The sequence below is a fragment of the Sphingomonas sp. BL-S-30 genome (genome assembly GCF_055521475.1).
Map to the genome: position 1 here is coordinate 1962415 of NZ_CM145481.1, position 24882 is coordinate 1987296.

Annotated in this window: 21 protein-coding genes and 1 tRNA gene; 18 read left to right on the top strand and 4 right to left on the bottom strand. The window is 65.8% G+C overall.

What is annotated here, in order from left to right; all coding sequences use genetic code 11:
* The first annotated feature begins 113 nt into the window (after nt 1-113).
* Nucleotides 114-2771, top strand: a complete 2658-nt coding sequence (gene alaS, locus ACZ1I5_RS08995) for an alanine--tRNA ligase (protein ID WP_465173351.1) — start codon at nt 114-116, stop codon at nt 2769-2771.
* Between the two features lie 9 nt (nt 2772-2780).
* Here the strand turns inward: alaS and ACZ1I5_RS09000 are convergent, their stop codons facing one another.
* Entirely contained in the window at nt 2781-3542 is a 762-nt protein-coding gene (locus ACZ1I5_RS09000; RefSeq protein ID WP_465173932.1) for an NRDE family protein, read from the bottom strand.
* A 122-nt stretch (nt 3543-3664) separates the two neighbouring features.
* Here ACZ1I5_RS09000 and ACZ1I5_RS09005 point away from each other — a divergent pair, with 122 nt between their 5' ends.
* Nucleotides 3665-5404, top strand: coding sequence for an alpha/beta hydrolase family protein (locus ACZ1I5_RS09005; RefSeq protein ID WP_465173352.1), 1740 nt, complete (start codon nt 3665-3667; stop codon nt 5402-5404).
* On the opposite strand, the gene ACZ1I5_RS09010 is transcribed toward ACZ1I5_RS09005, so the two are convergent.
* Both ACZ1I5_RS09010 and ACZ1I5_RS09015 read right to left on the bottom strand, forming a co-directional pair.
* Nucleotides 5405-7180 carry a cation:proton antiporter domain-containing protein gene (locus ACZ1I5_RS09010; protein WP_465173353.1) on the bottom strand — a complete coding sequence of 592 codons (1776 nt, stop codon included), beginning with the start codon at nt 7178-7180 and terminating at the stop codon, nt 5405-5407. It abuts the gene before it with no gap.
* A 145-nt stretch (nt 7181-7325) separates the two neighbouring features.
* Nucleotides 7326-8546: an NADP-dependent isocitrate dehydrogenase gene (locus ACZ1I5_RS09015; protein ID WP_465173354.1), complete on the bottom strand. Its 1221-nt coding sequence runs from the start codon at nt 8544-8546 to the stop codon at nt 7326-7328.
* 157 nt (nt 8547-8703) lie between these two features.
* Here ACZ1I5_RS09015 and ACZ1I5_RS09020 point away from each other — a divergent pair, with 157 nt between their 5' ends.
* The 14 genes from ACZ1I5_RS09020 (at nt 8704) to rpmE (ending at nt 22214) form a co-directional block, all read left to right on the top strand.
* Nucleotides 8704-9435, top strand: coding sequence for a phosphatidylserine decarboxylase (locus tag ACZ1I5_RS09020; protein ID WP_465173355.1), 732 nt, complete (start codon nt 8704-8706; stop codon nt 9433-9435).
* 10 nt (nt 9436-9445) lie between these two features.
* Nucleotides 9446-10300 (top strand): CDP-alcohol phosphatidyltransferase family protein, encoded by an 855-nt coding sequence (locus ACZ1I5_RS09025; protein ID WP_465173356.1) that lies wholly within the window; start codon nt 9446-9448, stop codon nt 10298-10300.
* A gap of 401 nt (nt 10301-10701) precedes the next feature.
* Entirely contained in the window at nt 10702-11583 is an 882-nt protein-coding gene (gene rpsB / locus ACZ1I5_RS09030; RefSeq protein WP_465173357.1) for a 30S ribosomal protein S2, read from the top strand.
* A gap of 86 nt (nt 11584-11669) precedes the next feature.
* Nucleotides 11670-12590: a translation elongation factor Ts gene (tsf, locus tag ACZ1I5_RS09035; RefSeq protein WP_465173358.1), complete on the top strand. Its 921-nt coding sequence runs from the start codon at nt 11670-11672 to the stop codon at nt 12588-12590.
* A 206-nt stretch (nt 12591-12796) separates the two neighbouring features.
* Nucleotides 12797-13540: a UMP kinase gene (gene pyrH / locus ACZ1I5_RS09040; RefSeq protein ID WP_465173359.1), complete on the top strand. Its 744-nt coding sequence runs from the start codon at nt 12797-12799 to the stop codon at nt 13538-13540.
* Nucleotides 13527-14084: a ribosome recycling factor gene (gene frr / locus ACZ1I5_RS09045; RefSeq protein WP_372854200.1), complete on the top strand. Its 558-nt coding sequence runs from the start codon at nt 13527-13529 to the stop codon at nt 14082-14084. Before pyrH ends, frr begins: the two co-directional genes overlap by 14 nt.
* A gap of 14 nt (nt 14085-14098) precedes the next feature.
* On the top strand, nt 14099-14824 hold the full coding sequence (locus ACZ1I5_RS09050; RefSeq protein ID WP_465173933.1) for an isoprenyl transferase: 726 nt from the start codon (nt 14099-14101) through the stop codon (nt 14822-14824).
* Complete coding sequence (locus ACZ1I5_RS09055) at nt 14821-15615, top strand: phosphatidate cytidylyltransferase (RefSeq protein WP_465173360.1); 795 nt, start codon at nt 14821-14823, stop codon at nt 15613-15615. Before ACZ1I5_RS09050 ends, ACZ1I5_RS09055 begins: the two co-directional genes overlap by 4 nt.
* The gene (locus ACZ1I5_RS09060) at nt 15612-16769 is read left to right on the top strand and encodes a 1-deoxy-D-xylulose-5-phosphate reductoisomerase (RefSeq protein WP_465173361.1); all 1158 of its coding nucleotides are present in this window, start codon (nt 15612-15614) and stop codon (nt 16767-16769) included. Before ACZ1I5_RS09055 ends, ACZ1I5_RS09060 begins: the two co-directional genes overlap by 4 nt.
* Complete coding sequence (gene rseP / locus ACZ1I5_RS09065; protein ID WP_465173362.1) at nt 16766-17899, top strand: RIP metalloprotease RseP; 1134 nt, start codon at nt 16766-16768, stop codon at nt 17897-17899. The genes ACZ1I5_RS09060 and rseP overlap by 4 nt, the downstream gene beginning before the upstream one ends.
* Before the next feature lie 64 nt (nt 17900-17963).
* Complete coding sequence (bamA, locus tag ACZ1I5_RS09070; protein WP_465173363.1) at nt 17964-20714, top strand: outer membrane protein assembly factor BamA; 2751 nt, start codon at nt 17964-17966, stop codon at nt 20712-20714.
* Entirely contained in the window at nt 20714-21418 is a 705-nt protein-coding gene (locus ACZ1I5_RS09075) for an OmpH/Skp family outer membrane protein (protein WP_465173364.1), read from the top strand. Before bamA ends, ACZ1I5_RS09075 begins: the two co-directional genes overlap by 1 nt.
* A complete protein-coding gene (gene fabZ / locus ACZ1I5_RS09080; RefSeq protein WP_465173365.1) occupies nt 21415-21891 on the top strand; it encodes a 3-hydroxyacyl-ACP dehydratase FabZ in 477 nt (158 codons plus the stop codon). The genes ACZ1I5_RS09075 and fabZ overlap by 4 nt, the downstream gene beginning before the upstream one ends.
* 92 nt (nt 21892-21983) lie before the next feature.
* The gene (rpmE, locus tag ACZ1I5_RS09085; protein WP_465173366.1) at nt 21984-22214 is read left to right on the top strand and encodes a 50S ribosomal protein L31; all 231 of its coding nucleotides are present in this window, start codon (nt 21984-21986) and stop codon (nt 22212-22214) included.
* Nucleotides 22215-22353: 139 nt separating this feature from the next.
* Here rpmE and ACZ1I5_RS09090 read toward each other — a convergent pair.
* Nucleotides 22354-22443: transfer RNA gene (locus ACZ1I5_RS09090), tRNA-Ser, on the bottom strand.
* Between the two features lie 93 nt (nt 22444-22536).
* On the opposite strand from ACZ1I5_RS09090, the gene ACZ1I5_RS09095 reads away from it, so the two are divergent.
* Both ACZ1I5_RS09095 and ACZ1I5_RS09100 read left to right on the top strand, forming a co-directional pair.
* Nucleotides 22537-23583 carry a lytic murein transglycosylase gene (locus ACZ1I5_RS09095; RefSeq protein WP_465173367.1) on the top strand — a complete coding sequence of 349 codons (1047 nt, stop codon included), beginning with the start codon at nt 22537-22539 and terminating at the stop codon, nt 23581-23583.
* A 127-nt stretch (nt 23584-23710) separates the two neighbouring features.
* A complete protein-coding gene (locus tag ACZ1I5_RS09100; protein WP_465173368.1) occupies nt 23711-24880 on the top strand; it encodes a D-alanyl-D-alanine carboxypeptidase family protein in 1170 nt (389 codons plus the stop codon).
* Nucleotides 24881-24882 lie beyond the last annotated feature (2 nt).

Consider the following 24882-nt stretch of genomic DNA (forward strand, 5'->3'; position numbering starts at 1 on the left):
CCGCTTTGCCGCCGTGCCAGCCTCGCTCGATCGTGCCAGCGTACCGGATCGCCGCACGGCAGGCCACCGTCAGAACCGTTGCGGGAACGATGGATGGGCCTTAAGTCGCCAGCATGACATCGACCAACGACATCCGCCGATCCTTTCTCGACTATTTCGAAGCCGAGGGGCATGCCCGCGTTCAGTCCGCGCCGCTGGTGCCGCAGAACGATCCGACGCTGATGTTCGTCAACGCCGGGATGGTGCCGTTCAAGAACGTGTTCACTGGCCTGGAAACCCGGCCTTATGTGACCGCGACCTCCTCGCAAAAGTGCGTGCGCGCCGGCGGCAAGCATAACGACCTGGACAATGTCGGTTATACCGCGCGTCATCACACGTTCTTCGAGATGCTCGGCAATTTCTCGTTCGGCGATTATTTCAAGGAACGCGCGATCTCGCTCGCCTGGAATTTGATCACGAAGGAATGGGGCATTTCGGGCGACCGGTTGACCGTCACCGTCTATCATACCGATGACGAGGCGTACGACCTTTGGCGCAAGATCGCGGGCCTGCCGGAGAGCCGGATCATCCGCATCGCGACCTCCGACAATTTCTGGTCGATGGGTGACACCGGGCCGTGCGGCCCCTGTTCCGAGATCTTCTACGATCATGGCGACCATATCTTCGGCGGCCCTCCCGGCAGCCCGGACGAGGATGGCGACCGGTTCGTCGAGATCTGGAACCTCGTCTTCATGCAGTTCGAGCAGTCGGCCGACGGCACGCGCACCAATTTGCCGCGCCCGTCGATCGACACCGGCATGGGGCTGGAGCGCGTCGCGGCGGTGCTGCAGGGCGTGCACGACAATTACGATACCGACACGTTCAAGGCGCTGATCGCCGAATCGAGCGCGCTGACCCGGACGCCGAGCACGGGCGACACCCAGGCGAGCCACCGCGTCATCGCCGATCATCTCCGTGCCTCGGGCTTCCTCGTCGCGGACGGCGTGCTGCCGGCGAACGAAGGCCGCGGCTATGTGCTGCGCCGGATCATGCGCCGCGCGATGCGGCACGCGCATCTGCTCGGCGCCAAGGAGCCGTTGATGCATCGGCTGGTGCCTGCGCTGATGACCGAGATGGGCTCCGCCTATCCCGAGCTGCTGCGCGCCCAGGCCTCGATCGAGGCGACCCTGCTGCAGGAAGAGACTCAGTTCCGCCGCACCCTGACCAACGGGCTGCGCCTGCTCGACGAGGCGACCGCCGGCATGGGGCCCGGCGCGACGCTCGCGGGCGAGACGGCGTTCAAGCTCTACGACACGTTCGGCTTCCCGTACGACCTGACCGAGGATGCCCTGCGCGCGCAGGGCTTCGGCGTCGATCGCGCTGGCTTCGACGAAGCCATGGCAGAGCAGAAACGCAAGGCGCGCGCGGCGTGGAAGGGCTCGGGCGATCGGGCGTCGGACGACATCTGGTTCGACATCGCCGAGGAAACCGGCAGCACCGAATTCCTCGGCTATTCGGCTGAAGATGGCGAGGGCCAGGTGCTCGCGCTGATCAAGGATGGTGCGCGCGTCGATCGCGCGGGGCCGGGCGATACGGTCGACCTCGTCGTCAACCAGACGCCTTTCTATGGCGAGAGCGGTGGCCAGGTGGGGGATGCCGGGTCGATCGCCAGCGAGAAGGGTCTGCGCGGGTCGATCCAGGACACCCAGAAGCATCTCGGCCGCCTCTGGGCGCACCGCCTCTATGTCGAGGCGGGCGATATCTCGGTGGGCGATGCAGTGCGCCTGACGGTGGACCATGGCCGTCGCGGTGCGATCCGCGCCAATCATTCGGCGACTCACCTGTTGCATGAGGCGCTGCGCCAGCGGCTGGGGCTGCATGTCGCGCAGAAGGGCAGCCTGGTCGCGCCCGACCGCCTGCGCTTCGATTTCTCCCAGCCAACGGCGATCGAGCCGGTGCGCATCGCCGAGGTCGAGGCCGATGTGAACCGGCATATCCGCGAGAATGGCGACGTCTCGACTCGGCTGATGACGCCTGAGGAGGCGATCAACGAAGGCGCGATGGCGCTGTTCGGCGAGAAATATGGCGACGAGGTCCGCGTGGTCTCGATGGGCCGCGAAGGCGACAAGACCTATTCGCTCGAGCTGTGCGGCGGCACGCATGTGAAGCAGCTCGGCGATATCGGCCTGTTCAAGGTCGTTGGCGAGAGTGCGGTGTCGAGCGGCATCCGCCGGATCGAGGCGCTGACCGGCGAGGCGGCACGGCAATGGTTCACGGCGCGCGACGAGAAGCTGCGCGAGGCGGCGGCGGCGCTGAAGGCGTCGCCCGACGAAGTGCCGGCGCGTGTCGCGGCGCTGGTCGAGGACCGGAGGCGGCTGGAGCGCGAACTGGCCGAGGCGAAGAAGGCGCTGGCGCTGGGCGGCGGCTCATCCGCCGCGGCGGGGCCGGAGCAGGTCGGCGGCGTCAATTTCGTCGGCCAGGTCGTCCAGGATTTCGACGCCAAGGGCCTGCGCGGCGCGGTCGACGAGACCAAGCAGCGGATCGGGTCCGGCGTGGCGGTGATGGTCGCGGTCAATGAAGGCCGCGCCTCGATCGCGGTCGGCGTGACCGACGATCTGGTCGCGAGCTATAGCGCGGTCGACCTGCTGCGCCGCGCCGTCACCGTGCTGGGCGGGCAGGGCGGGGGCGGCCGGCCCGACATGGCGCAGGGCGGCGGGCCGGATGGGTCGAAGGGCGCGGAAGCGGTCGAGGCGATCAGGGCAGCGCTGGCCGAGCAGCCCGCAACGGCCTGAACCGTCGGGTCAGTCGGGCCAGGAAAAGGTCAGGCTCGTCCTGCCCGTTTCGCTGGCATCCGCCGCGAAGCGCCGTTCCATGATGACGCCGCGGCCCTGTGTGTCGATCGCGACGACGGTGCTGCACCGCGTTCCATAGACCGGATTGCGGATGAAGATCGGCGACTGAAGCGGTTCCTGTGGCACATCGGAAGGCGAGCGCGGTTCGAGGCCGATATCGGGCAGCACCTGTTCGTGCAGGCCTTCGAACAGCCGCTCCGGGTCGCGCGCATCGCCGGTGATCCAGTCGAGCAGGCATGATTTCAGCCGCATCGTCTTGGGCCAGGGTTCGTCGAGCCTGCCGTTGGACAGGCCGTACAGGCCCGAGGCGAGGGCGCTCCGCGTGATGTCCGGTCGGTTCGACAGGAAATGCGCGCCTTGCCGATCCGCCACGATCAGATTGACCGGATTGAAGGCCGACAGATCGGCGGCGAGCGGATCGGCGTAGGCACCAGCTCCCGCCAGATAATCCGTCACCAATGCGCCCCGCGAGGCGAGGCCCGCCACCGGCGCGCCGAAGCCGCGCAGGTTGGTAACGACGGCGAACCGGCCTTGTTCGGACACGCCGAGCCAGGTCCCGCCCGACTGGAGATCGCGGCCGGCAAGGAGATGGTCGGGCTCGTGCCAGCGCTCGAGCGGCTGCGCCGGTCGGGCATGGAGTTCGTCGCGGTTGCCGGCGAGCAGAAGCCGCCAGCGGGGATGCGCTTGCCACGCAAAGGCCAGGACACACATGCAGGTCCAATAGAGTGGCTTGGGCAAATTTGACATCGTCTCGACAGGGTTCGTCCGGTGGCGCATGACATCGTCCGAGAGCGCCGGCGCCGTGCGACCGGGCCCGATGGGGGAGGGATGTAATGGACAGCCAGCAGCAGGCTTCGGCCGATCTCGATTCGCCCTCGGCGGTTCGGCGTTGGCCGGGCTGGATACTGGCGGCGATCGGGCTGGCGATGATCCTTGGCGGAGCGCTGCTCGCCAGCGCGATCCAGACCTCCGGCGGCACGCGCGTGAGCGATATCCGCTTCAGGGGCGCCGACGGCACGGAGATGAGCGCGCTGCTTTATGTGCCGGCGGCCGCGAGCCCGGCCAGGCCGGCGCCCGGTATCCTCGCGGTGCATGGCTATATCAATTCGCGCGAAATGCAGGACGGCTTTGCGATCGAGTTCGCGCGGCGCGGCTATGTCGTGCTGGCGATGGACCAGACCGGGCATGGCTATAGCGGCGGCAAGGCATTCTCGAACGGCTTTGGCGGGCCGGACGGGCTCGCCTATCTCCGCTCGCTGCCCTTCGTCGACAAAGGTCAGCTCGGGCTGGAGGGGCACAGCATGGGCGGCTGGACGGTGCTCGCCGCGGCGGCGGCGATGCCTGACGCCTATCGCGCGATCGTGCTGGAAGGATCGTCCACCGGGGCGCCCTATGCCAAGGAGGGCACGCCCGCATGGCCGCGCAATCTCGGGCTGGTCTATAGCCGCTACGACGAATTCTCGCAGCTGATGTGGGGCGCCCCGCGTGCCATGGATGTCGGGCAGAGCGCCAAGCTGAAGCAACTGTTCGGCACGGCGGGCACGGTGCAGCCTGGAAAGCTCTATGGGTCGATCCCGGCGGGCACGGCGCGTTATCTGGTACAGCCCTCTACCACGCACCCGGGCGATCACATCTCGACGACGGCGATCGGGGACGCGACCGACTGGTTTGCGCACACCCTCACCGGCGGCCATCCGCGCCCCGTCGCCGATCAGATCTGGTTCTGGAAGGAGATCGGGACGGGTATCGGCCTGCTCGGATTCGTGCCGCTGGTGCTCGGGCTGTTCGACCTGCTACTGGCAGCGCCGTTCTTCGCCTCGCTGCGGGGCAATGCCGTTGCCGCAGGGCCGGGCCGGGATGCGCGATGGTGGCGCAGGGTCATCATCGCCGCCGGCGTGCCGATGCTGACCTTCTTCCCGGCCTTCATCGCGATCTTCCTGCTGGTGCCGGCGACGGCGATCCTGCCGCAGACGGTGACGACTCAGGTCACGGTGTGGGCGCTGGTCGGGGCGGGGCTCACCTGGCTGTTCGGGCGGCGGGGCCTTGCCGGGCAGGAGCCGGGGGCGGCTTGGGTCAGGACGATCCTGCTCGCACTCCTGGTAACGCTGGCCGCCTATCTGGTCCTGGCGGTAGTGCAGGGACTGTTGTTGACGGACCTCCGCTTCTGGGTCGTGGCGGTGAAGCCGCCAAGCGCGCGGCAATGGCTGATCGCGCTGATCTATGTCGTGCCGATCACGCTGGCCTTCCTGATGACCGGGCGCGTGCTGCGCTCGCTGACGGTCATGCGCGACGGAGCTCTGGGCCGATATGTCTCGGCCATGCTGATCCTGTGCGGCGGGTTCGTCGTGCTGCTGGGCCTCGTCTACGGCACCTTCTTCGCGACCGGCACGCTGGTGACCGGCTTCGATCCGCTGACCACCGTCATCGCGATCCAGTTCGTGCCGGTGCTGGCTGCTGTGGGTGCCATCATGACCTTTGCGTGGAGCCGTACCGGCAGCCATCGGCCCGGCGCGGTGCTCGCGGGGATGCTGGTCACGCTCTATGTCGTGGCCGGGACGGCAACCCAGGGCTGATCAGGTTTCGACAGTCGCCTTGCGCGCGCGGCGCAGGCGCGGTTCGCGTACCATGTCGGCCGCTTCCTTGATCTCCTTGCGGAGTTCGTCGCGCTTCTCGTGGATCGAGGCGATGACCGGGCCGACGGCGATGCCGAGATCGACCAGCAGCGCCTCGGACAATTGCAGCGAGCTCTCCAGCGTCTCGGGCACCGCGTCGGTCGCGCCGGCGCGGTAGAGTTCGGCGGCGTGCGCGGTATCGCGGGCGCGGGTGACGATGGTCAGGTCGGGCACCCAGCCGCGCACCCGGCGCGTCAGCTGCACCGACAGGACCGGATCGTCCATCGTCAGGATCAGCGCCCTGGCACGGCCGAGATTGAGGCGGTCGACCAGCTCCGACCGCGCGACGTCGCCGAAGATGACGGGATAACCGTCGGCGCGCGCTGCCTTCACTGCGTCGATATCGGCCTCGACCGCGATGAAGGGCTGGCCGTGCACCTTGAGCATGTCCGCCACCATGCGCCCGACGCGGCCGAAGCCGATGACAACCGTACCGGGCCCCTCCGCGGATATCTCCGCCTCGGGCGCGTCGCCGCCGGCGCGCAGTTCGATCCGGCGCGCCACCTTCTGGCCGAGCCAGGCGAGCAGGGGCGTGATGGTCAGGCCGATCGCGGTGACCGTCTGCCAGAAGCTCGCGGTCGCGGGCAGGATCAGGCCGGCCGCCGCGGCGGTGCCGAGCACGATCAGCGTGGTCTCGGAGGGGCTGCCCATCAACAGGCCGGTCTCCGCGGCGACGCCGTTGCGGATGCCGGCAAGCTTGAGCAGGCCGAAGGTGACCAACGCCTTCACCGCCACCACCGCGACGATCGCCGCGGCCAGCGCCGGCCAGTTCTCCATGATCGAGCCGAGATCGAGGCTCATGCCCACGGTGATGAGGAACACGCCGAGCGCGAGGCCCTTGAACGGCGCGGTCATCACTTCGACTTCGCTGTGATAGTCGGTCTCGGCGATCAGCACGCCGGCGAGCAGGGCGCCGACGATCGGCGACAGGCCGACCGCGGCCGTCGCCAGGCTGGCGACGATGACCACGAGCAGCGAGGCGGCAAGGAACAGTTCCGGGCTCTTGGTCCGCGCGGCCTGAGCGAAGAGGCGGGGCAGCACCACGCGGCCGCCGATGAACATGACGGCGATGGTCAGCACACCGCCGCCGATCACCCGCACGACCGGCGCCCAGCCATCGCCCGCGCCGGGGCCGAGCGCCGCCAGCACGAAGATGATCGGGACAAGCGCCAGATCCTCGAACAACAGCATCGCAAAGGCGGAGCGCCCGACGGGACTGCTCGTGCCGGCGATCGGCAGCACCAGCGCGGTGGAGGAGAGAGCGAGGGCGAAACCGAGGCCGATCGAGCCGGCCCAGCCCAAGCCGGTGAAATGGATCGCCAGGCCGATGATGAGGCCCGAGCCGATCAGTTCGGCCGCGCCGGTGCCGAACACGAGAGTTCGCATCGACCATAATCGCTTGAGCGACAGCTCCAGTCCGATCGAGAAGAGCAGCAGGATGATGCCGAATTCAGCGAAGGGCTCGATCGAATGCGGATCCGAGATGGTTAGGTAATAAAGCCACGGATAGTCGCCGACGAGCGCCCCGAGACAGGACGGGCCGACGAGCAGCCCGACCAGGATGAACCCGATGACCGGGCTGATCTTCAACCGCGCAAATGCCGGAATGACCAGGCCCGCGGCCCCCAAAATTACCAGGGCATCGCTGAAGCCCTTATTATCCAATCCCATTGCCATGGGGGTACTTAACCACCCCGGGGACGGTTTGTCAGCCGGTGAAGGACGCTTAAGTGTCGATTGTCCGCGCCCGGCTCCAATAAAAAACCGCCCGCTACACCCCGTTGGATGTAGCGGGCGGTGTCAGCGCTTCCGGCAGGTGCCGTTATTTCGAGGCGCCCATGGCCTGTTCGAGGTTGATGCGCACTTCCTCGAAGAACTGTTCCGTGGTCATCCAGGGCTGATCCGGGCCGATCAGGATCGCGAGATCCTTGGTCATCTTGCCGCTCTCGACCGTGTCGACACAGACCTTCTCGAGCAGCTCGGCGAACTCGGTAACCTCGGGGGTGCCGTCGAACTTGCCGCGATATTTGAGACCACCGGTCCAGGCGAAGATCGACGCAATCGGGTTGGTCGACGTCGCCTTGCCCTGCTCGTGCATGCGGAAGTGGCGGGTGACGGTGCCGTGCGCCGCTTCGGCCTCGACCGTCTTGCCGTCGGGCGTGAGCAGCACCGAGGTCATCAGGCCGAGCGAGCCGAAGCCCTGCGCGACCTGGTCCGACTGGACGTCGCCGTCGTAATTCTTGCAGGCCCAGACGAACTCGCCATGCCATTTCAGCGCCGATGCGACCATGTCGTCGATCAGGCGATGCTCATAGACGATGCCAGCTTCCTTGAACTTGTCCTTGAATTCGCTCTCGAAAACCTCGGCGAACAGATCCTTGAAGCGGCCGTCATAGGCCTTGAGGATGGTGTTCTTGGTCGAGAGATAGACCGGCCAGCCGAGATTGAGGCCGTAATGCATCGAGGCGCGGGCGAAATCGCGGATCGAATCGTCGAGATTGTACATCGCCATGGCGACGCCCGAGGACGGGAACTGGAACACTTCCTCGTCGATCACGGTGCCGTCGTCGCCCTCGAACACCAGGCGCAGCTTGCCGGGGCCGGGGACGCGGTAATCGGTCGCGCGATACTGGTCGCCAAAGGCGTGGCGACCGACGACGATCGGGTGAGTCCAGCCCGGGATCAGGCGAGGCACGTTCTTCATCACGATCGGCTCGCGGAACACGACACCGCCCAGGATGTTGCGGATCGTGCCGTTGGGCGACTTCCACATCTTCTTGAGACCGAATTCCTCGACGCGCGCCTCGTCCGGGGTGATCGTGGCGCACTTCACGCCGACGCCGTATTTCTGGATTGCCTTGGCGCTGTCGACGGTGATCTTGTCGTCGGTCTCGTCACGCTTCTGGATGCCCAGATCGTAATAATCGAGATCGATGTCGAGATAGGGGAGGATCAGGCGCTCGCGAATCCATTGCCAGATGATCCGCGTCATCTCGTCGCCGTCGATCTCCACGACAGGCGTCTTCACCTTGATCTTCGCCATCGATACTCGCTTTCAAGAGGGGGAGGTTTCGAGGTGCGTCTAGGAGGAAGGCACGCGCGGATCAACATCGTCGTGGCGACCTTTTCTCACCGGCCGTCTTCGGCCGTCGGCCACGGGCATCATTGTCTTGAGGGGGCACACGGGATAGACCGCGTCGATGGCTTCAATAGATACGCCGCCGTCGGGCACGCCCGCGATCAAATGGCGCTTTCCCGACATGCATCCCGAGGGGCGCAAATATGTTCTCCTGTCCGGCGCGGTCACGTTGCTGGCGCTGTGGTGGTTCGGCTGGTTCATGGCCTGGCCGCTGGTCGGGCTGACCGTGTGGGTCGCGGCGTTCTTCCGCGATCCGGTACGCGTCACGCCGCAAGGGGAGGGGCTGATCATCGCGCCTGCCGACGGGCTGATCACCATGATCGAGCGTGTGCCGGTGCCGCGCGAGCTGGCCGGCGAGAACGGCCTGGGCGATGCGCCGCTGGTGCGCGTCTCGATCTTCATGTCGGTGTTCGACGTGCATATCAACCGCACCCCGATCGCAGGCACGATCCGCCAGGTCGTCTATATCTCGGGCAAGTTCCTCAACGCCGATCTCGACAAGGCGAGCGAAGAGAATGAGCGTCAGCATATCGTGGTGGAGGGACGTGATGGCCGCCGCATCGGCTTCACCCAGATCGCCGGGCTGGTCGCGCGGCGCATCGTCGGCTTCGTGAAGCCCGGCGACATGGTCGCGACCGGCCAGCGCGTCGGCCTGATCCGCTTCGGCAGCCGGGTCGACGTCTATCTACCCGACGATATCGCACCCCAGGTCGCGCTCGGCCAGCGCAGTGTCGCGGGCGAGACCATCCTCGGCCGGCCAGGCATGAGCGCCGCGACCGGCATCGCGCAATGACGGGCATCCGATGAGGCGTCCGCTCGCCAGGCGAACGCCGCGCGGCCTCCCGCTACGCGCGGTCGCCCCCAACGCGGTCACCGCGCTTGCCCTGTGCTTCGGCCTGACCGGCATCCGCTTCGCCATCTCGGCGAGCAGCGGCCTGCCCCTGACTGAAGGCCATTGGGAACTGGCGGTGACGATGATCATGATCGCCGGCGTGCTCGACGGGCTCGACGGCAGCGTCGCGCGGCTGGTGCGGGGAGAGAGCCGGTTCGGTGCCGAGCTCGATTCGCTGTCGGATGCGATCTCCTTCGGCGTGTCGCCGGCGCTGATCCTCTATCTCTGGTCGCTGAAGGAGTTGCCGCGCGTCGGCTGGCTGGTCGCGCTGGTCTTCGCCGTGTTCTGCGCGCTGCGTCTTGCCCGGTTCAACGCCAATATCGACGTGACCGAGCAGCCGCACAAATCGGCGGGTTTCCTGACCGGCATTCCGGCACCGGCGGGCGCGGGGCTGGCGATGCTGCCGCTCTATCTGTCTTTCTGGAATGACCTGCCCTGGCTGCGCTCGCCCCTGCTGGTGGCGCCCTGGGTCGGGTTCGTCGCGACGCTGATGGTGTCGAGCTTTGCGACGTACAGCTGGTCGTCGCTCAAGCTGCGCAACAATATCCGGTTCGAGGCGATCGTGATCGTCGTGATCCTGGGCGCGGCGCTGATCTCGGCGCCATGGCATACGCTGTCGCTGGTCTGCATTGCCTATCTCGCGACCATGCCGTTCAGCATCAATGCCTATCGGCGGGTCAGGCGGCTGCGCGGAGCGCCTGCCGCCGACCCGCAATTGCTCCTGCCGGTACCGAGCGAAGGCGGGCGCGAAGGCGACGATCGCTGAGGATCAGCATCGGTGCGGGAGCATAAGCCGGATCGGCTTCGCCGCGGAGCAGGGCAATGACTCGCGGCAGCGCCGGAACCAGCGTGAACGCGAACACCGAAACGGCAGCCGCAAGGGCGCCGGCGAAAACCAGGATACCGAGAACCGTCATCATCGCCCAACTCCCTGATTGCGTGGGCAGAAACCGGATTCAAAAAAACCGGGCGAGCCGGTGTTCCGTTCCATGTCCCCGCTGTGAGCACTATATGTTCTCTTAGTGTTCTCATTGTCAATGCTTGATTTACACGAAGGGCTTCGCTAAGTGGCGCGCCTTCACACCGCATGGGAAGCACACATCGCCGGTGTCCGGAGCAATCCGGATTACTCGCTTCCCAGAGGCACAACCGGAAAGGAACTATCTTATGGCGGCACCAGTCGTCACCATGCAGCAATTGCTCGAAACGGGCGCGCATTTCGGCCACCAGACCCACCGCTGGAACCCGAAGATGAAGCCTTACATCTTTGGCGACCGCAACGGCGTCCATATCCTCGATCTTTCGCAGACCGTGCCGCTGTTCGCGCGCGCGCTCGAATTCGTGAATGCCTCGGTCGCGGCCGGCGGCAAGGTGCTGTTCGTCGGTACCAAGCGCCAGGCGCAGGAGCCCGTCGCCGACGCGGCCCGCCGTTCGGGCCAGCATTTCGTCAACCATCGCTGGCTGGGCGGCATGCTCACCAACTGGAAGACCATCTCCAACTCGATCAAGCGCCTCAAGACGCTCGAGGAGCAGCTTTCGGGCGACACGCACGGCCTGACCAAGAAGGAAGTGCTTCAGCTCACCCGCGAGAAGGACAAGCTCGAGCTGTCGCTCGGCGGCATCCGCGACATGGGCGGCATTCCGGACGTGATGTTCGTGATCGACGCCAACAAGGAAGAGCTGGCGATCAAGGAAGCCAACACCCTGGGCATCCCGGTGGTCGCGATCCTCGATTCGAACGTGTCGCCGGACGGCATCGCCTTCCCGGTTCCCGCCAATGACGACGCAAGCCGCGCCATCCGCCTGTACTGCGAGGCGATCGCGATCGCCGCGACCCGTGGCGGCAACGAGCAGGTCGCTCGCCGCGGCGTCGATGTCGGCGCAATGGACGCGCCGCCGGTCGAGGAAGCCCTGACGGTCGAGCCGGCGCCAGCCGCCGAGCCAGTCGAGGCGATCGACTTCACGCCGGCCCCTGAAGCTGCTCCGGCAGCTGACGAAGCCGTGGCGTCCGAAGCTGCCGCCGAGGAAGAGCGTCAGCTCGACGCCTGAGCGTCGCTGAACTGAAATACGGGCGGGGTAGGGCGCAGGCCTTTCCCCGTCCGCAACCATATCCGAAGCACAAGAGGACAAGAGACATGGCCGAGATCACGGCAGCAGCGGTGAAGGATCTGCGCGAGCAGAGCGGCGCCGGCATGATGGACTGCAAGAAGGCGTTGACCGAAACCGGCGGCGACATGACCGCCGCGATCGATTGGCTGCGCACCAAGGGCCTGGCCGCTGCCGCCAAGAAGTCCAGCCGCACCGCGGCCGAGGGCCTGGTGGGCGTCGAGGTTTCCGGCACCAAGGGCGCCGCGGTCGAGGTCAATTCCGAGACCGATTTCGTCGCGAAGAACGCGCAGTTCCAGACGTTCGTGCGCGACGTGACCTCAGTCGCGCTCGAACTGGGCGATTCGCTCGACACGATCAAGTCGGCGCAGCTTGGCGACAAGACCGTCGAAGAGATCCTGACCAACAATATCGCGACGATCGGCGAGAATCAGACGATTCGCCGTGCGAAGCGCCTCGAAGTGACCTCGGGCGCGATCGTTCCCTATGTCCATAACGCGGCCGCTCCGGGTCTCGGCAAGATCGGCGTGCTCGTCGCGCTCGAGAGCGAAGCCGGCGCCGACATCCTCGAGCCGCTCGGCAAGCAGATCGCGATGCACATCGCGGCTGCCTTTCCGCTGGCGCTGGACGAGGACGGCCTCGACCCCGAGATCGTCGCCCGCGAGCGCGCGATCGCGACCGAAAAGGCCGCCGAATCGGGCAAGCCGGCGGATATCATCGCCAAGATGGTGGAAGGCGCGATCGCCAAGTACCGCAAGGAGAACGCACTGGTCAGCCAGCTGCTGGTGATGGACGGCAAGACCAAGATCTCCGACGTCGTCGCCAACGCCGCCAAGGCAGCCGGCAAGCCGATCGTGCTGAAAGACTATGTCCGCTTTCAGCTCGGCGAAGGCATCGAGAAGGAAGTCAGCGATTTCGCGGCTGAAGTCGCGGCCGCAGCCGGCGTCTGATCGCTTCGACATCGCATCAGAGGGGCGGGGTTCGGCAGTGCCGACCTCGCCCTTCTCATATGTTGCAGCTTAAGTATCTGTGATATAACGATTCCGAGCAAATCATGCATCGGATTTGCACCGTTCCCGAGCGGTATCATCGCTTGGCATCGCGATGACGCGATACTAAGGTCCGCGCCGCCCAGACCCTCAGCATGTTGGAACTTGTGACGACACCTCGCTTCAAACGCATCCTGCTGAAATTGTCTGGCGAGGTCCTGATGGGCCCGAACCAGTTCGGTATAGACCCGGCAACCGTCGACCGCGTCGCGGGCGAGATCAAGGCCGCCAAGGAGGCCGGGCATGAGCTGTGCCTGGTCGTCGGCGGCGGCAATATCTTCCGCGGCCTCGCGGCGGCGGCCAAGGGCTTCGACCGGACCAGCGCCGATTATATGGGCATGCTGGCGACGGTGATGAACGCGCTCGCCGTGCAGAACGCGCTGGAGAAGATCGGGGTGCAGACCCGGGTCCAGTCGGCAATCCCGATGGCCAGCGTGTGCGAGCCCTATATCCGCCGGCGCGCCGAACGGCATATCGAGAAGGGCCGGATCGTGATCTTCGCGGCCGGCACCGGCAATCCGTTCTTCACCACCGACACGGCCGCCGCGCTCCGCGCTGCCGAGATGAACTGCGACGCGCTGTTCAAGGGCACCAGCGTCGACGGCGTGTACAATGCCGATCCCAAGATCGTGCCGAGCGCCACACGCTATGAGAGCCTGAGCTTCGGCCGGGTGCTTGCCGACAATCTCAAGGTAATGGACGCCGCCGCCGTGGCGCTGTGCCGCGAGAACAATATTCCGATCGTCGTGTTCAACATCCGCGGCGAGGGCAATCTCGCCGCCGTCCTGCGGGGCGAGGGCACATCGACGATCGTCCGCAACGAAGAGGAGGAAGCCAATGGCCGCCTATGACAAGGCCGATCTCGAACGCCGCATGGCGGGCGCCGTCGAGGCACTGAAGCATGATCTGGGCGGTCTTCGCACCGGCCGTGCCTCGACCTCGCTGCTCGATCCGGTGACCGTCGAGGTCTATGGTTCGCACATGCCGCTCAACACCATCGCGACCGTCTCGGCGCCGGAGCCGCGCATGCTCTCGGTGCAGGTATGGGACAAGTCCAATGTCGGCCCGGCCGACAAGGCGATCCGTTCGGCAGGCCTCGGCCTCAACCCGATCGTCGACGGCACCACGCTGCGCCTGCCGATCCCGGACCTGACCGAGGAGCGCCGCAAGGAACTGGCGAAACTCGCCGGCCAATATGCCGAAAAGGCGCGTATCGCCGCGCGCAACGTGCGCCGCGATGGCAATGACAATCTGAAGACCGACGAGAAGAAGGGCGTGTTCTCCGAAGACGAGCGCAAACGCCACGAAACCGAGGTCCAGAAACTGACCGACAGCACGATTGCCGATATCGATGCCGCGGCTTCCGCCAAGGAAAAGGAAATCCTGGGCAAGTGAGCTCGTCGCCCGCCATGGCACCGATCCCGGCCGGAGGCGCGACCATATTGCCGCGCCATGTCGCGATCATCATGGACGGCAATGGCCGCTGGGCGAAGAAGCGGCATTTGCCGCGCATCGCCGGGCATCGTCAGGGCGTCGAGGCGGTCCGTCGCGTCTCCCGTGCTGCCCGCGCGATGGGGATCGAGGCGCTGACGCTCTACGCCTTCTCGTCGGAGAACTGGCGCCGTCCCGAGGACGAGGTCAGCGACCTGATGGGCCTGTTGCGGCTGTTCATCCGCACCGATCTCAACGAGATGGCGCAGGAGAATGTCCGGCTGCGGGTGATCGGCGATTATCGGCGCTTTTCGCCCGATCTGGTGACGCTGGTCGACGACGCAATTGCGCGAACCTCCACCAATACCGGCCCGATCCTGGTGATCGCGCTCAACTATGGCGCACAGGCGGAAATCGCGACTGCCGCGCGGCGCCTGGCCGAAAAGGTGCGTGACGGGGCGCTCGACCCATCGCAGATCGACGCGAACGCGATCGAGGCCGAACTCGACACCAGCGACCTTCCGCCGCTCGACCTGCTGATCCGGACCTCAGGGGAGGTAAGGCTGTCGAACTTCCTGCTGTGGCAGGCGGCTTATGCCGAATTGCTGTTCGTCGATACGCTCTGGCCCGATTTCGACGCCGCGACCCTGGCGGACGCAGTGGCGGCGTTCGGCAGCCGCCAGCGCCGCTTCGGAGGCCTGTGAACACCGATTCACCGACCAAGCGACCGTCCGACCTGGCGCTTCGCACCGTTGTCGGCCTGGCCCTGGTCGCGGTCGCGCTTGTGGCATTGTGGCTCGGCGGCATCGTCTTCTGGATATTATGTTCGGTGCTCGGGCTGTTCATGATGGCCGAATGGGCGGATCTCGACGGCGCCTCGGCATCGCAGAAACGGCTGGCCCAGTTCGCCTTGTCCGTGCCGTTGGCGATCATGGCGCCGATAGCGGCCGGCCCCGATTTCTTCGCGCTGGGGCTGATCGCGGCGGCCGCCTTCTTCATCGTCATCGTCCAGCGGCGCCCGACCCTCGCGCTGGGAGCGGTCTATGTTGGATTGCCGATCCTCGCGCTCCTCCTGATCCGCAAGCAGGACGACGGGATCGTCTTCACTTTCTGGGCGCTCGCCCTTGTATGGGTGTGCGATATCGGCGCCTATTTCAGCGGCCGCGCGATCGGCGGCGCGAAGCTTGCCCCCATGATCAGCCCCAACAAGACCTGGGCCGGCCTTGCGGGGGGCGTCCTGCTCGCGACGATGTTCGCGGTCTCACTGCATTTCCTGCACGGCCTGCCATGGCGGCTGACGCTGGCGACGCCGGTGCTCGCGATCGTCGCACAGGCCGGCGACCTGTTCGAGAGCTGGCTGAAACGCCGTGCCGGGGTGAAGGACAGCGGCAACCTGTTGCCCGGCCATGGCGGCATCCTCGATCGCCTTGACGGGATGGTGCCGGTCGCACCGCTCGCCGCGTTGCTCGTCATTTTGCCGGAGTTATATCGGTGAAGACCGTCACCATTCTCGGCGCAACCGGATCGGTCGGTACGTCCACACTGGATCTGATCGAGCGCGAGCCCGAACGGTTCGACGTTCTGGCGCTGACCGCCAATTGCGACGCCGAAAAGCTCGCCAAAGCAGCGATCCGCACCAATGCGCGGATCGCGGTGGTTGCGGACGAAAGCTGCCTGCCCGATTTGCGCGCGGCACTTGCCGGCTCCGGCATCGCAACGGCGGGCGGGCGGGCGGGCTTGTCCGAGGCGGCCGCGATGGGTGCCGACATCACCATGGGCGCGATCGTCGGTTGCGCCGGCCTCGAACCCATCATGGCGGCAATCGGGCAGGGCGGCACCGTGATCCTCGCCAACAAGGAACCACTCGTATCAGCCGGCGATGTCGTGCTCGCCGCCGCGGCGCATCACGGCGCGACGCTGCTGCCGGCCGATTCCGAGCATAATGCGATTTTCCAGTGCTTCGATTTCAGCCGGCCCGAACGAGTCCGGCGCATCATCCTGACGGCCAGCGGCGGCCCGTTCCGCGACTGGCCGACGGAGAAGATGCGCGCGGTGACGCTGGAGCAGGCGGTCGCGCACCCCAATTGGTCGATGGGTGCCAAGATATCGGTCGATTCGGCGACGATGATGAACAAGGGCCTGGAACTGATCGAGGCCGCGCGCCTGTTTCCGGTGCCGTCCGACCGGATCGAGATCATCCTCCACCGGCAGTCGGTGATTCACTCGATGGTCGAATATGTCGACGGGTCGACCCTGGCGCAGCTCGGGCCGCCCGATATGCGTACGCCGATCGCCCATTGTCTTGCCTGGCCCGACCGGATGGAAACGCCGATGGCCCCGCTCGATCTGGTGGCGATCGGGCGTCTGGATTTCGAGGCGCCGGACCCCGAACGCTTTCCGGCGCTGGCGCTGGCGCGCCGCGCCCTCGACGCCGGTGGCGCCCGGCCGGCGATCCTGAACGCGGCCAACGAGATCGCGGTGGCCGCCTTCCTGGCGCGGCGCATCGGCTTCCTCGAAATTGCCGCAATCGTCTCCGATACCCTCGATCGCTACGATCCGCCCGCCCCCGCAACGCTTGATGACGTCCTGACCGTGGACGCTGAAGCACGAAGGCTTGCGGGCGAGCGTGTAAAGGACTGCGTCGCTTGATCCACAGCCCCGGCCTGTTGCTGACTATCCTCGCCTTTGCGCTCGTCATCGGGCCGCTCGTGTTCCTTCACGAGATGGGCCATTACCTTGCCGGGCGGCTGTTCGGGGTGAAGGTGGAGGCCTTCTCGATCGGCTTCGGGCGTGAAGTCTTCGGCGTTACCGACAAGCGCGGTACGCGCTGGAAGTTCGGCTGGCTTCCGCTCGGCGGCTATGTGCGCTTCGCCGGCGACATGAACCCGGCAAGCGTGCCCGACGCGGACTGGCTGTTGCTGCCGCCCGAGGAACGCGCACGGACCTTCCCCTCGAAGCCGGTATGGCAGCGGGCGATCATCGTCGCGGCGGGGCCGGTCACCAATTTCGTCATCGCCATCCTGATCCTGGCCGGGTTCGCGCTTGCTTATGGCGACAGCCGCACGCCGACCATTGTCGGCAGAATCGTCGCAAACGGTGCCGCCGCGAAAGCGGGCCTGCAACCAGGCGATCGGATCGTCGCGCTGAGCGGCCGCCCGGTCGAAACATTCAGCGACATGGTTCGCTACGTACAGATCAGGGCCGGTGAACCGGTGACCATTGATTTCGTGCGGGGCACCACACCGATAAAGCGTAATGCGGTCATCGCGACGGAACTCCAGCGTGACCGGTTCGGAAACGAGTATCGTATCGGCCGGTTGGGAATCGAGAATTCGCAACCGGTACTTGTGCAGGTGAGCCTGACCGAGGCGCCTCAGGTGGCGGTGCGCCAGACCGGCGAAATCGTCAGCATGATGGTCGAGACGATCGGCCAGATCATCACCGGCCGCCGCTCCGTGAAGGAGCTGGGCGGGCCGCTGAGCATCGCAAAAGTGTCCGGCGAGCAGCTTTCCCTCGGTCTTCCGGCCTTTGTCTGGCTGATCGCGCTGGTGTCGATTAATCTGGGATTCATCAACCTGTTGCCAGTTCCTATGCTGGATGGCGGTCATTTGTTCTTCTACGCGATCGAGGCGGCCCGTCGTAAGCCGGTCGGGCCCGAGGTGCAGGAATGGGCGTTCCGCGGCGGCCTTGCGGCGTTGCTGGCGCTGATGGTCCTCGTGACGTTCAACGATCTCGGATCGTTCGGGTTGTGGAACAAATTGGCCGGGTTGATCGGCTGACGTGGTTGAGGCAGGGCAGGCTTTCAAGAGCGGCCCGCGTAATTTCTCCGACTGGGGTGGGATAGTGACAGCGATCAAGGTTTCAAGTTTCGGCGCCCGCGCCACCGTCCTGCTTCTCGCGGGGACGATGCTGTCTGGCGTGCCGATGGCCGTGAGCGCCCAGACGACTCCGGCACCCGCGACACCCGCCGCCACGACGCCAGCCTTGCCGGAGGTGCAGGTCGCCCCCCCGGTGACGCGGACGATCAAGACGTTGCGCGTCGAGGGATCGCAGCGCATCGAATCCGACACCGTGCTGTCCTACACCAAGCTCCGGGTAGGCACCGCCTTCACCAACGAGACGCTCGATCAGGCGATCAAGGATCTCTACGCCAGCGACCTGTTCGCCGATGTGTCGATCAGCGGCGCGGAATCGGGCGACATCGTGCTGCGCATCCGTGAAAACCCGGTGATCAACCGCGTGCTGCTCGAGGGCAACAAGCGGCTGAAGGAAGACAAGATCAAGAAGGAGATCAAGCTCGCGCCGCGGCAGATCTTCACCCGCACCGCCGTCCGGCAGGACGTCGGCCGCATCATCGAACTGTATCGGCGCCAGGGCCGTTTCGCGGCGGTCGTGGAACCGAAGATGGTCGCGCTCGACCAGAATCGCGTCGATGTGGTGTTCGAGATCACCGAGGGGCCCAAGTCGAAGGTCCGCCAGATCAACATCCTCGGCAACGAGGTGTTCTCCGACGGCAAGCTGCGCGGCGAGATGGCAACCAAGCAGGCCCGCCTGACCACGCTCCTGAGCTCGAACACGAGCTACGACCAGGATCGCATGGCCTATGACCAGCAGAAGATGCGTCAGTTCTACCTGACAGAAGGCTATGCCGATTTCCGCGTGACGTCGGCCGTCGCCGAGCTGACGCCGGACAAGAAGGACTTCATCATCACTTATGTGGTGGAGGAGGGCCCGCGCTACAAATTCGGCGACGTGACCGTCGACAGCGACATCCGCGACTTCGACAACAAGCGGCTGGCCGCGACGCTGCCGATGCACAAGGGCGAATGGTACAACGCCAAGCAGGTCGAGGATGCGATCGACTCCCTGAGCGAATCGACCGGCCTGTTCGGCTATGCCTTCACGGAAGTGAATCCCGAGTACAACCGCGACAAAGACACGCTGACGATGGGGATCAACTTCCACATCGCCGCGGCGCAGCGCTCCTATGTCGAGCGCATCGATATCAACGGCAACACCCAGACCCAGGACAAGGTGATCCGCCGCGAGATCCGCTTGTCCGAGGGCGATGCCTTCAACAGCTTCCAGCTCAAGCGTTCGCAGGACCGCATCAATTCGCTCGGCTTCTTCCAGGAGAAGTTCGAGATCAAGAAGGCGCAGGGGTCGGCGCCCGACCGCGTCGTGCTCACCGCCGATCTCGAGGAAAAGTCGACCGGCGAGCTGTCGCTTTCCGCGGGCTATTCGAGCCTCGAGCGCTTCATCATCCAGGCGTCGGTCCGCCAGCGCAACTTCCGCGGCAAGGGCCAGGAGCTGCGCGCGAGCGTCAACTATTCAAGCTATTCGAAGTCAGTCGAAGTGGGCTTCACCGAGCCTTATCTGTTCGACAAGAACATCGCCGTTGGCGGCGACATCTTCCGGCGCGACTATAATGCGTTCAACTACGGCATCAACAACGAGCGCCAGACGACCTACACGCAGGTTTCGACCGGCTTCCAGATCCGCGCCGGCCTGCCGCTTACCGAATATTGGTCGCTATCGGGTCGCTACGGCCTTTCCTATGATCAGGTCGGGCTCGACTCGAGCTATTTCACGGCGGCGGGCACCTGCAACAACCTGGTTGCGGGACGCTATCTGTGCGACGCGATCGGCAACCGCGTGACGTCGTCGGTCGGTTTCTCGCTGATCAACGACAGCCTGAACAGCCGTTTGCGCCCGAGCGCCGGCAAGCGCCTGGTGTTCAGCACGGACGTCGCCGGGCTCGGCGGCGATGTGAAATATGTCCGCACCCGGTTCGAAGGCGCCAAATACTGGAATGTCGGCAGCGGCTTCATCCTGTCGGCAAATGGCGAAGGCGGCTATATCCGCTCGCTCGAAAAGAGCCGTGGCGACGGGATCGACAAGGTCCGCATCACCGACCGCTTCTATCTGGGTGAACCGGATTTCCGTGGTTTCGACATCCGCGGCGTAGGCCCGCGCATTCAGCGCATCGGCTATACCACCGACAGCGCTGGTAACCAGATTCTGCAGACTGACCGCACGCAATTCATCGACGACGCGCTCGGCGGCCGGGCCTATTATCTCGGCCGGATCGAGCTCGAGATTCCTCTGGGCGCGGGCGCGCGCGAAATGGGGCTGCGGCCGTCCATCTATCTTCAGGCCGGCGCTTTGTTCGGCATCACCCGTCCGCCGCCGACCGCGACCTTCCCGACGGTCACCGATCCGGTCACTGGCCGGGTGACCGTCCTGCCGCTCCAGACCCCGCAGTTCGACAGCAGCGGGCGTCCATTGTATGTGGTGCCCTCGACCGACGCGGATCACGCCGGCCTCGCCACCACTTGTACCGTCGGCTATTCGGCGACGCTCGGTGGCACCGATTGCGCCGGCAGTTCGATCAACACCATTTATACGAGCCCCACCGCGCCGTTCTTCGAACGCTTCGGTGGTGACTCGGCCAAGCCCCGCCTCTCGGTGGGTGCGGGCGTCAACTGGAATTCGCCGTTCGGGCCGCTTCGCATCGACGTTGCCTACGCCCTGCTCAAGAACCCGAGCGACGATACGAAACTCGTCACATTCAACGTAGGGACACAGTTCTAATGAAGACGTACAAGAAGGTTCTGCTTGCCACGGCGCTCGTCGCGCCCGGCCTGCTGGTTGCCGCGGCAGGCGCCCAGGCCCAGACCGTCGCGATGCTGGATCCGGATGCTGCCATGCAGAATTCGAAGGTCTGGACCAGCACCTGGACGACGATCGACACCACCTACAAGGCGCAGATCGACCAGGCAAAGGCGCGCAACGACGCGATCAACGCCGAGATCCAGCCGCTGCTGAAGGCGCTCGACGCGAACAATGACGGCCAGCTCTCGCAGGACGAAATCCAGCGCGCGCGCGACAGCAAGCGCCCGGAACTGACCCAGATCGAGCAGAAGCAGGCTGCAGGCCAGGCCGAGCTCGGCCGGATGCTGCAGCCCGTCACGCGCGCGCGCCTGTATCTGCAGGAGCAGGTCGGCTCCAAGGTTCCCGATGCGGTGACCAGCGTCGTCAAGACGCGCAAGGTCGGCCTGATCGTGAAGCCGGAAGCGGTGCTCATGCTGGGTGATGCCACCGCCGACATCACGCCCGCGGTCAGCGCCGAGATCGATCGCACCCTGACCAGCGTCGCCGTGCCGCCGCCGGTCGCCTGGCAGCCCAAGGCTCAGGGCCAGCAGGGTCAGGCAGCAGCTCCCGCCGCCGGCGCTCCGGCGCCCGCGGCACCCGCCGGCCGCCCCGCGCCGACGACCCCGAGGCCGCAGGGCCGGTGACCGACGCGGTGACGACGGGAACGCTGGGCCCGCTCGATATCGGGCGGGTCATGGCGGCGCTTCCCCATCGTTACCCGATGCTGCTGGTCGACCGCGTCGAGGAACTCATCCTCGACCGGTCGATCGCGGCGATCAAGGCGGTGACGATCAACGAGGGTTTCTTCCAGGGGCATTTCCCCGGCCGGCCGATCATGCCCGGCGTGCTGATCGTCGAGGCGATGGCGCAGGCTGCGGGGATTCTCGCGGTGGAATCGCTTGGCCTCGCGGGCTCGGGCAAGCTCGTCTATTTCATGTCGATCGACGAGGTGAAGTTCCGCAAGCCGGTTGAACCGGGCGTCTTGCTGCGTCTCGAGGTCGAGATCGTGCAGAAGAGCGCCCGCGCCACCAAATTCGCGGGACGCGCGACGGTCGACGGCAAGCTCGCCGCCGAAGCGAAGTTCATGGCGATGATCACGGATCCGCCCAAGGCCTGACAATCCCGCAGGTTGCACTCACTGGCTGGCTCTGTTAGGGGCCGCGCCTTCGCTGCTGGTCGGAAACCAGCGGCATTCCCGGAGATTTGCACGTGAAGAAAGATACCCATCCCGATTATCACACCATCAAGGTGCAGATGACCGACGGTACCCAGTTCGAGACCCGCTCGACCTGGGGCAAGGAAGGCGATTTGATGACGCTCGACATCGATCCGCTCGCGCATCCGGCATGGACCGGCGGCCGCGGTACGATGCTCGATTCGGGCGGCCAGGTCGCGCGCTTCAACAAGCGCTTTGGCGGGCTTACCCTCAACAAGAAGTAAGAGGTCGCGCGCCGCTATCGGCGCGATGACCATCGATGAACCAGGCTTTCCCTCGTCGCGATACCGCGGCGGGGGAAAAGCTGTGTCCGCTGCAGTTGTGGAACACCCTTGTCGGGCCGCTGGAGCGTCGGTGAGCGGTTGGCGGAGAGGGTGGGATTCGAACCCACGGTGAGCTTGCACCCACGGCGGTTTTCAAGACCGCTGCCTTAAACCACTCGGCCACCTCTCCGCTCGCAATGCGCTTAATGCGCGCAGGCTCTTTTGTGCAAGGCCTGCGACGATAGGGGTTCATGTCGCGCGGGGGCTGTGGCAGAGTCCGGCCATGCCGGGATTATCCACATATTTCAGCAGGACGGGCGCGGCCCTTGCCGCGATCCTGTGCCTTTCCGCCAGCAATCCGGCGACCGCGCAGGACGAGGCCGGCTTCCAGTCCTATCTCGGTACGCTGCGCAGCCAGGCGGAGGCGCGGGGCGTCAGCCGGGCCACGCTCGATGCCGTGATGCCCGGGATGACACTCAACACCCGCGTGATCGAACTCGACCGGGCCCAGCCGGGGAGCGCGAGTAATCCCTCGGCCGTCCCCAACTTCGCGCCCTACAAGGCACAGCATGTCGATACGGCGCGGATCACGCGCGGGCGACAGGCCTTCCTTGCCCAGCGGGGGCGGCTGGCGCGGATCGAACGCGAGACCGGCGTGCCCGAATCGATCATGGTCGCGATCTGGGGGCATGAAACCAATTACGGCAAGGTGATGGGCGGGTTCGACCTGCCGCGCGCGCTCGCCACGCTTGCCTATGAAGGCCGGCGGCGCGACCTGTTCGCCGACGAGTTCATCGCCGCGCTGCTGATGGTCGACCGGGGCGTGCCGATCTCTCAACTCAAGGGTAGCTGGGCGGGTGCCACCGGCGGACCGCAATTCCTGCCGTCCATCTATCTGCGCCTCGCGCGCGACGGGGATGGGGACGGGCGCGCCGATATCTGGACGAGCGAGGCCGACACGCTGGCCTCGATCGGCAATTATTTCGCCAATGCCGGCTGGCGGCCAGGCCAGCCCTGGGGGCTGGCGGTGAGCGTGCCGGCGAGCTTCGACCGCAACCTCGTCGCCAACCGGACGATCTCGCCGCGCTGTCCGCGGGTGTTCGCGCGGCACAGCGGCTGGAAGACCATGGCGGAGTGGCGCGCGATGGGCCTGGTGCCGCAGGCGCGCGGCTGGCCGGGCGACAGCGTTCAGGCGACGCTGATCGAGCCCGACGGGCCAGGCAAGACCGCCTATCTGCTGACGGGCAATTACCGGGTGATCCTCGACTATAATTGCTCCAATTTCTACGCGCTTTCCGTGGGACTGCTCGCCGATGCCGTCGAACAATAGCGGTATGGTCGCGATCCTCCTTGCAGTCACGACGCGCTGGCCCAGCGCGGGCGTGACGAGGCGCTTCGGCGCGGCTATGTCCGCATCCTGCACTATCGAGTAACCCCTAGCGTCACGGACTATTGTCATGAAGAAACTGCTCGCCGCCTCCGCCCTTGCGATCGTGATGGCCTGCCCAAGTGTCGCCGCCTCGCCGGATTTCCCGACGCCGGCGCCCGTCGCCTTTCTGACGGACCTGTCCACGGGGGCGATCCTTTTTTCCAAGGACGCCGATCGCCGCATGCCGCCCGCATCGATGGCGAAGATGATGACCGTCTATGTCGCCTTCGACCTGATCAAGCGCGGCGAGCTGAAGCTCGACCAGCAATTCGACGTCAGCCCCGACACCTGGAAGAAATGGCATGGCCCCGCAGCGGGTTCGACCATGTTCCTCTCTCCCGGTGAGAAGGTGAGCGTCGAGAATCTGCTCAAGGGTATCGTCACCCTGTCGGGCAATGACGCCTGCGTCGTGCTGGCCGAGGGCATTTCCGGGACCGAGGAAGCCTTTGCCAATCTGATGAACCAGCGGGCGGCGAAGCTGGGCCTGACCAACAGCCATTTCGGCAATTCGAACGGCTGGCCTGACGAGGGCGTGACCTATGTCACCGCGCGTGATCTGGCCAAGCTGGCGGCGGCGACGATCCAGGATCACCCGCAGCTCTACAAGAAGTTCTACTCCCTGCCGAACTTCACCTGGGGCAAGACCCTGGGCGCGGGCGCCGACATCACCCAGGCGAACCGCGATCCGCTGCTTGGCCGCGTCGCGGGTGCCGACGGGCTGAAGACCGGCCATACCGAGGAAGCGGGTTATGGCTTCACCGGATCGGCCCAGCAGAATGGCCGCCGCCTCGTCATGGTGATGGCCGGGCTGACCAGCGCGAACCAGCGGATCGAGGAATCGGTCAAGTTCATGAACTGGGGCTTCCGCGCCTGGCAGGCCAAGCCGATCGTCGCGAAGGGCCGCAAGGTCGAGACCGCGGAGGTCCAGCTGGGCAGCGCCAATACGGTCGGCCTCGTCGCGCCCGACAATCTGACCGTCACGCTCCCGTCGGGCGTCGCACCCGAGCTCCAGCTCCGCGTCGTCTATGACGGCCCGATCAAGGCCCCGATCAAGGCCGGTCAGCATATCGCCGACCTGATCGTCACGACCCCCGACATGCAGCCCCAGAAGCTGCCGCTGGTCGCCGAGAACGACGTCGCCGAGGCGGGCTTTTTCGGTCGCGCATGGGCCGGGCTCAAGGGCCTGTTCGGCGGGTGACC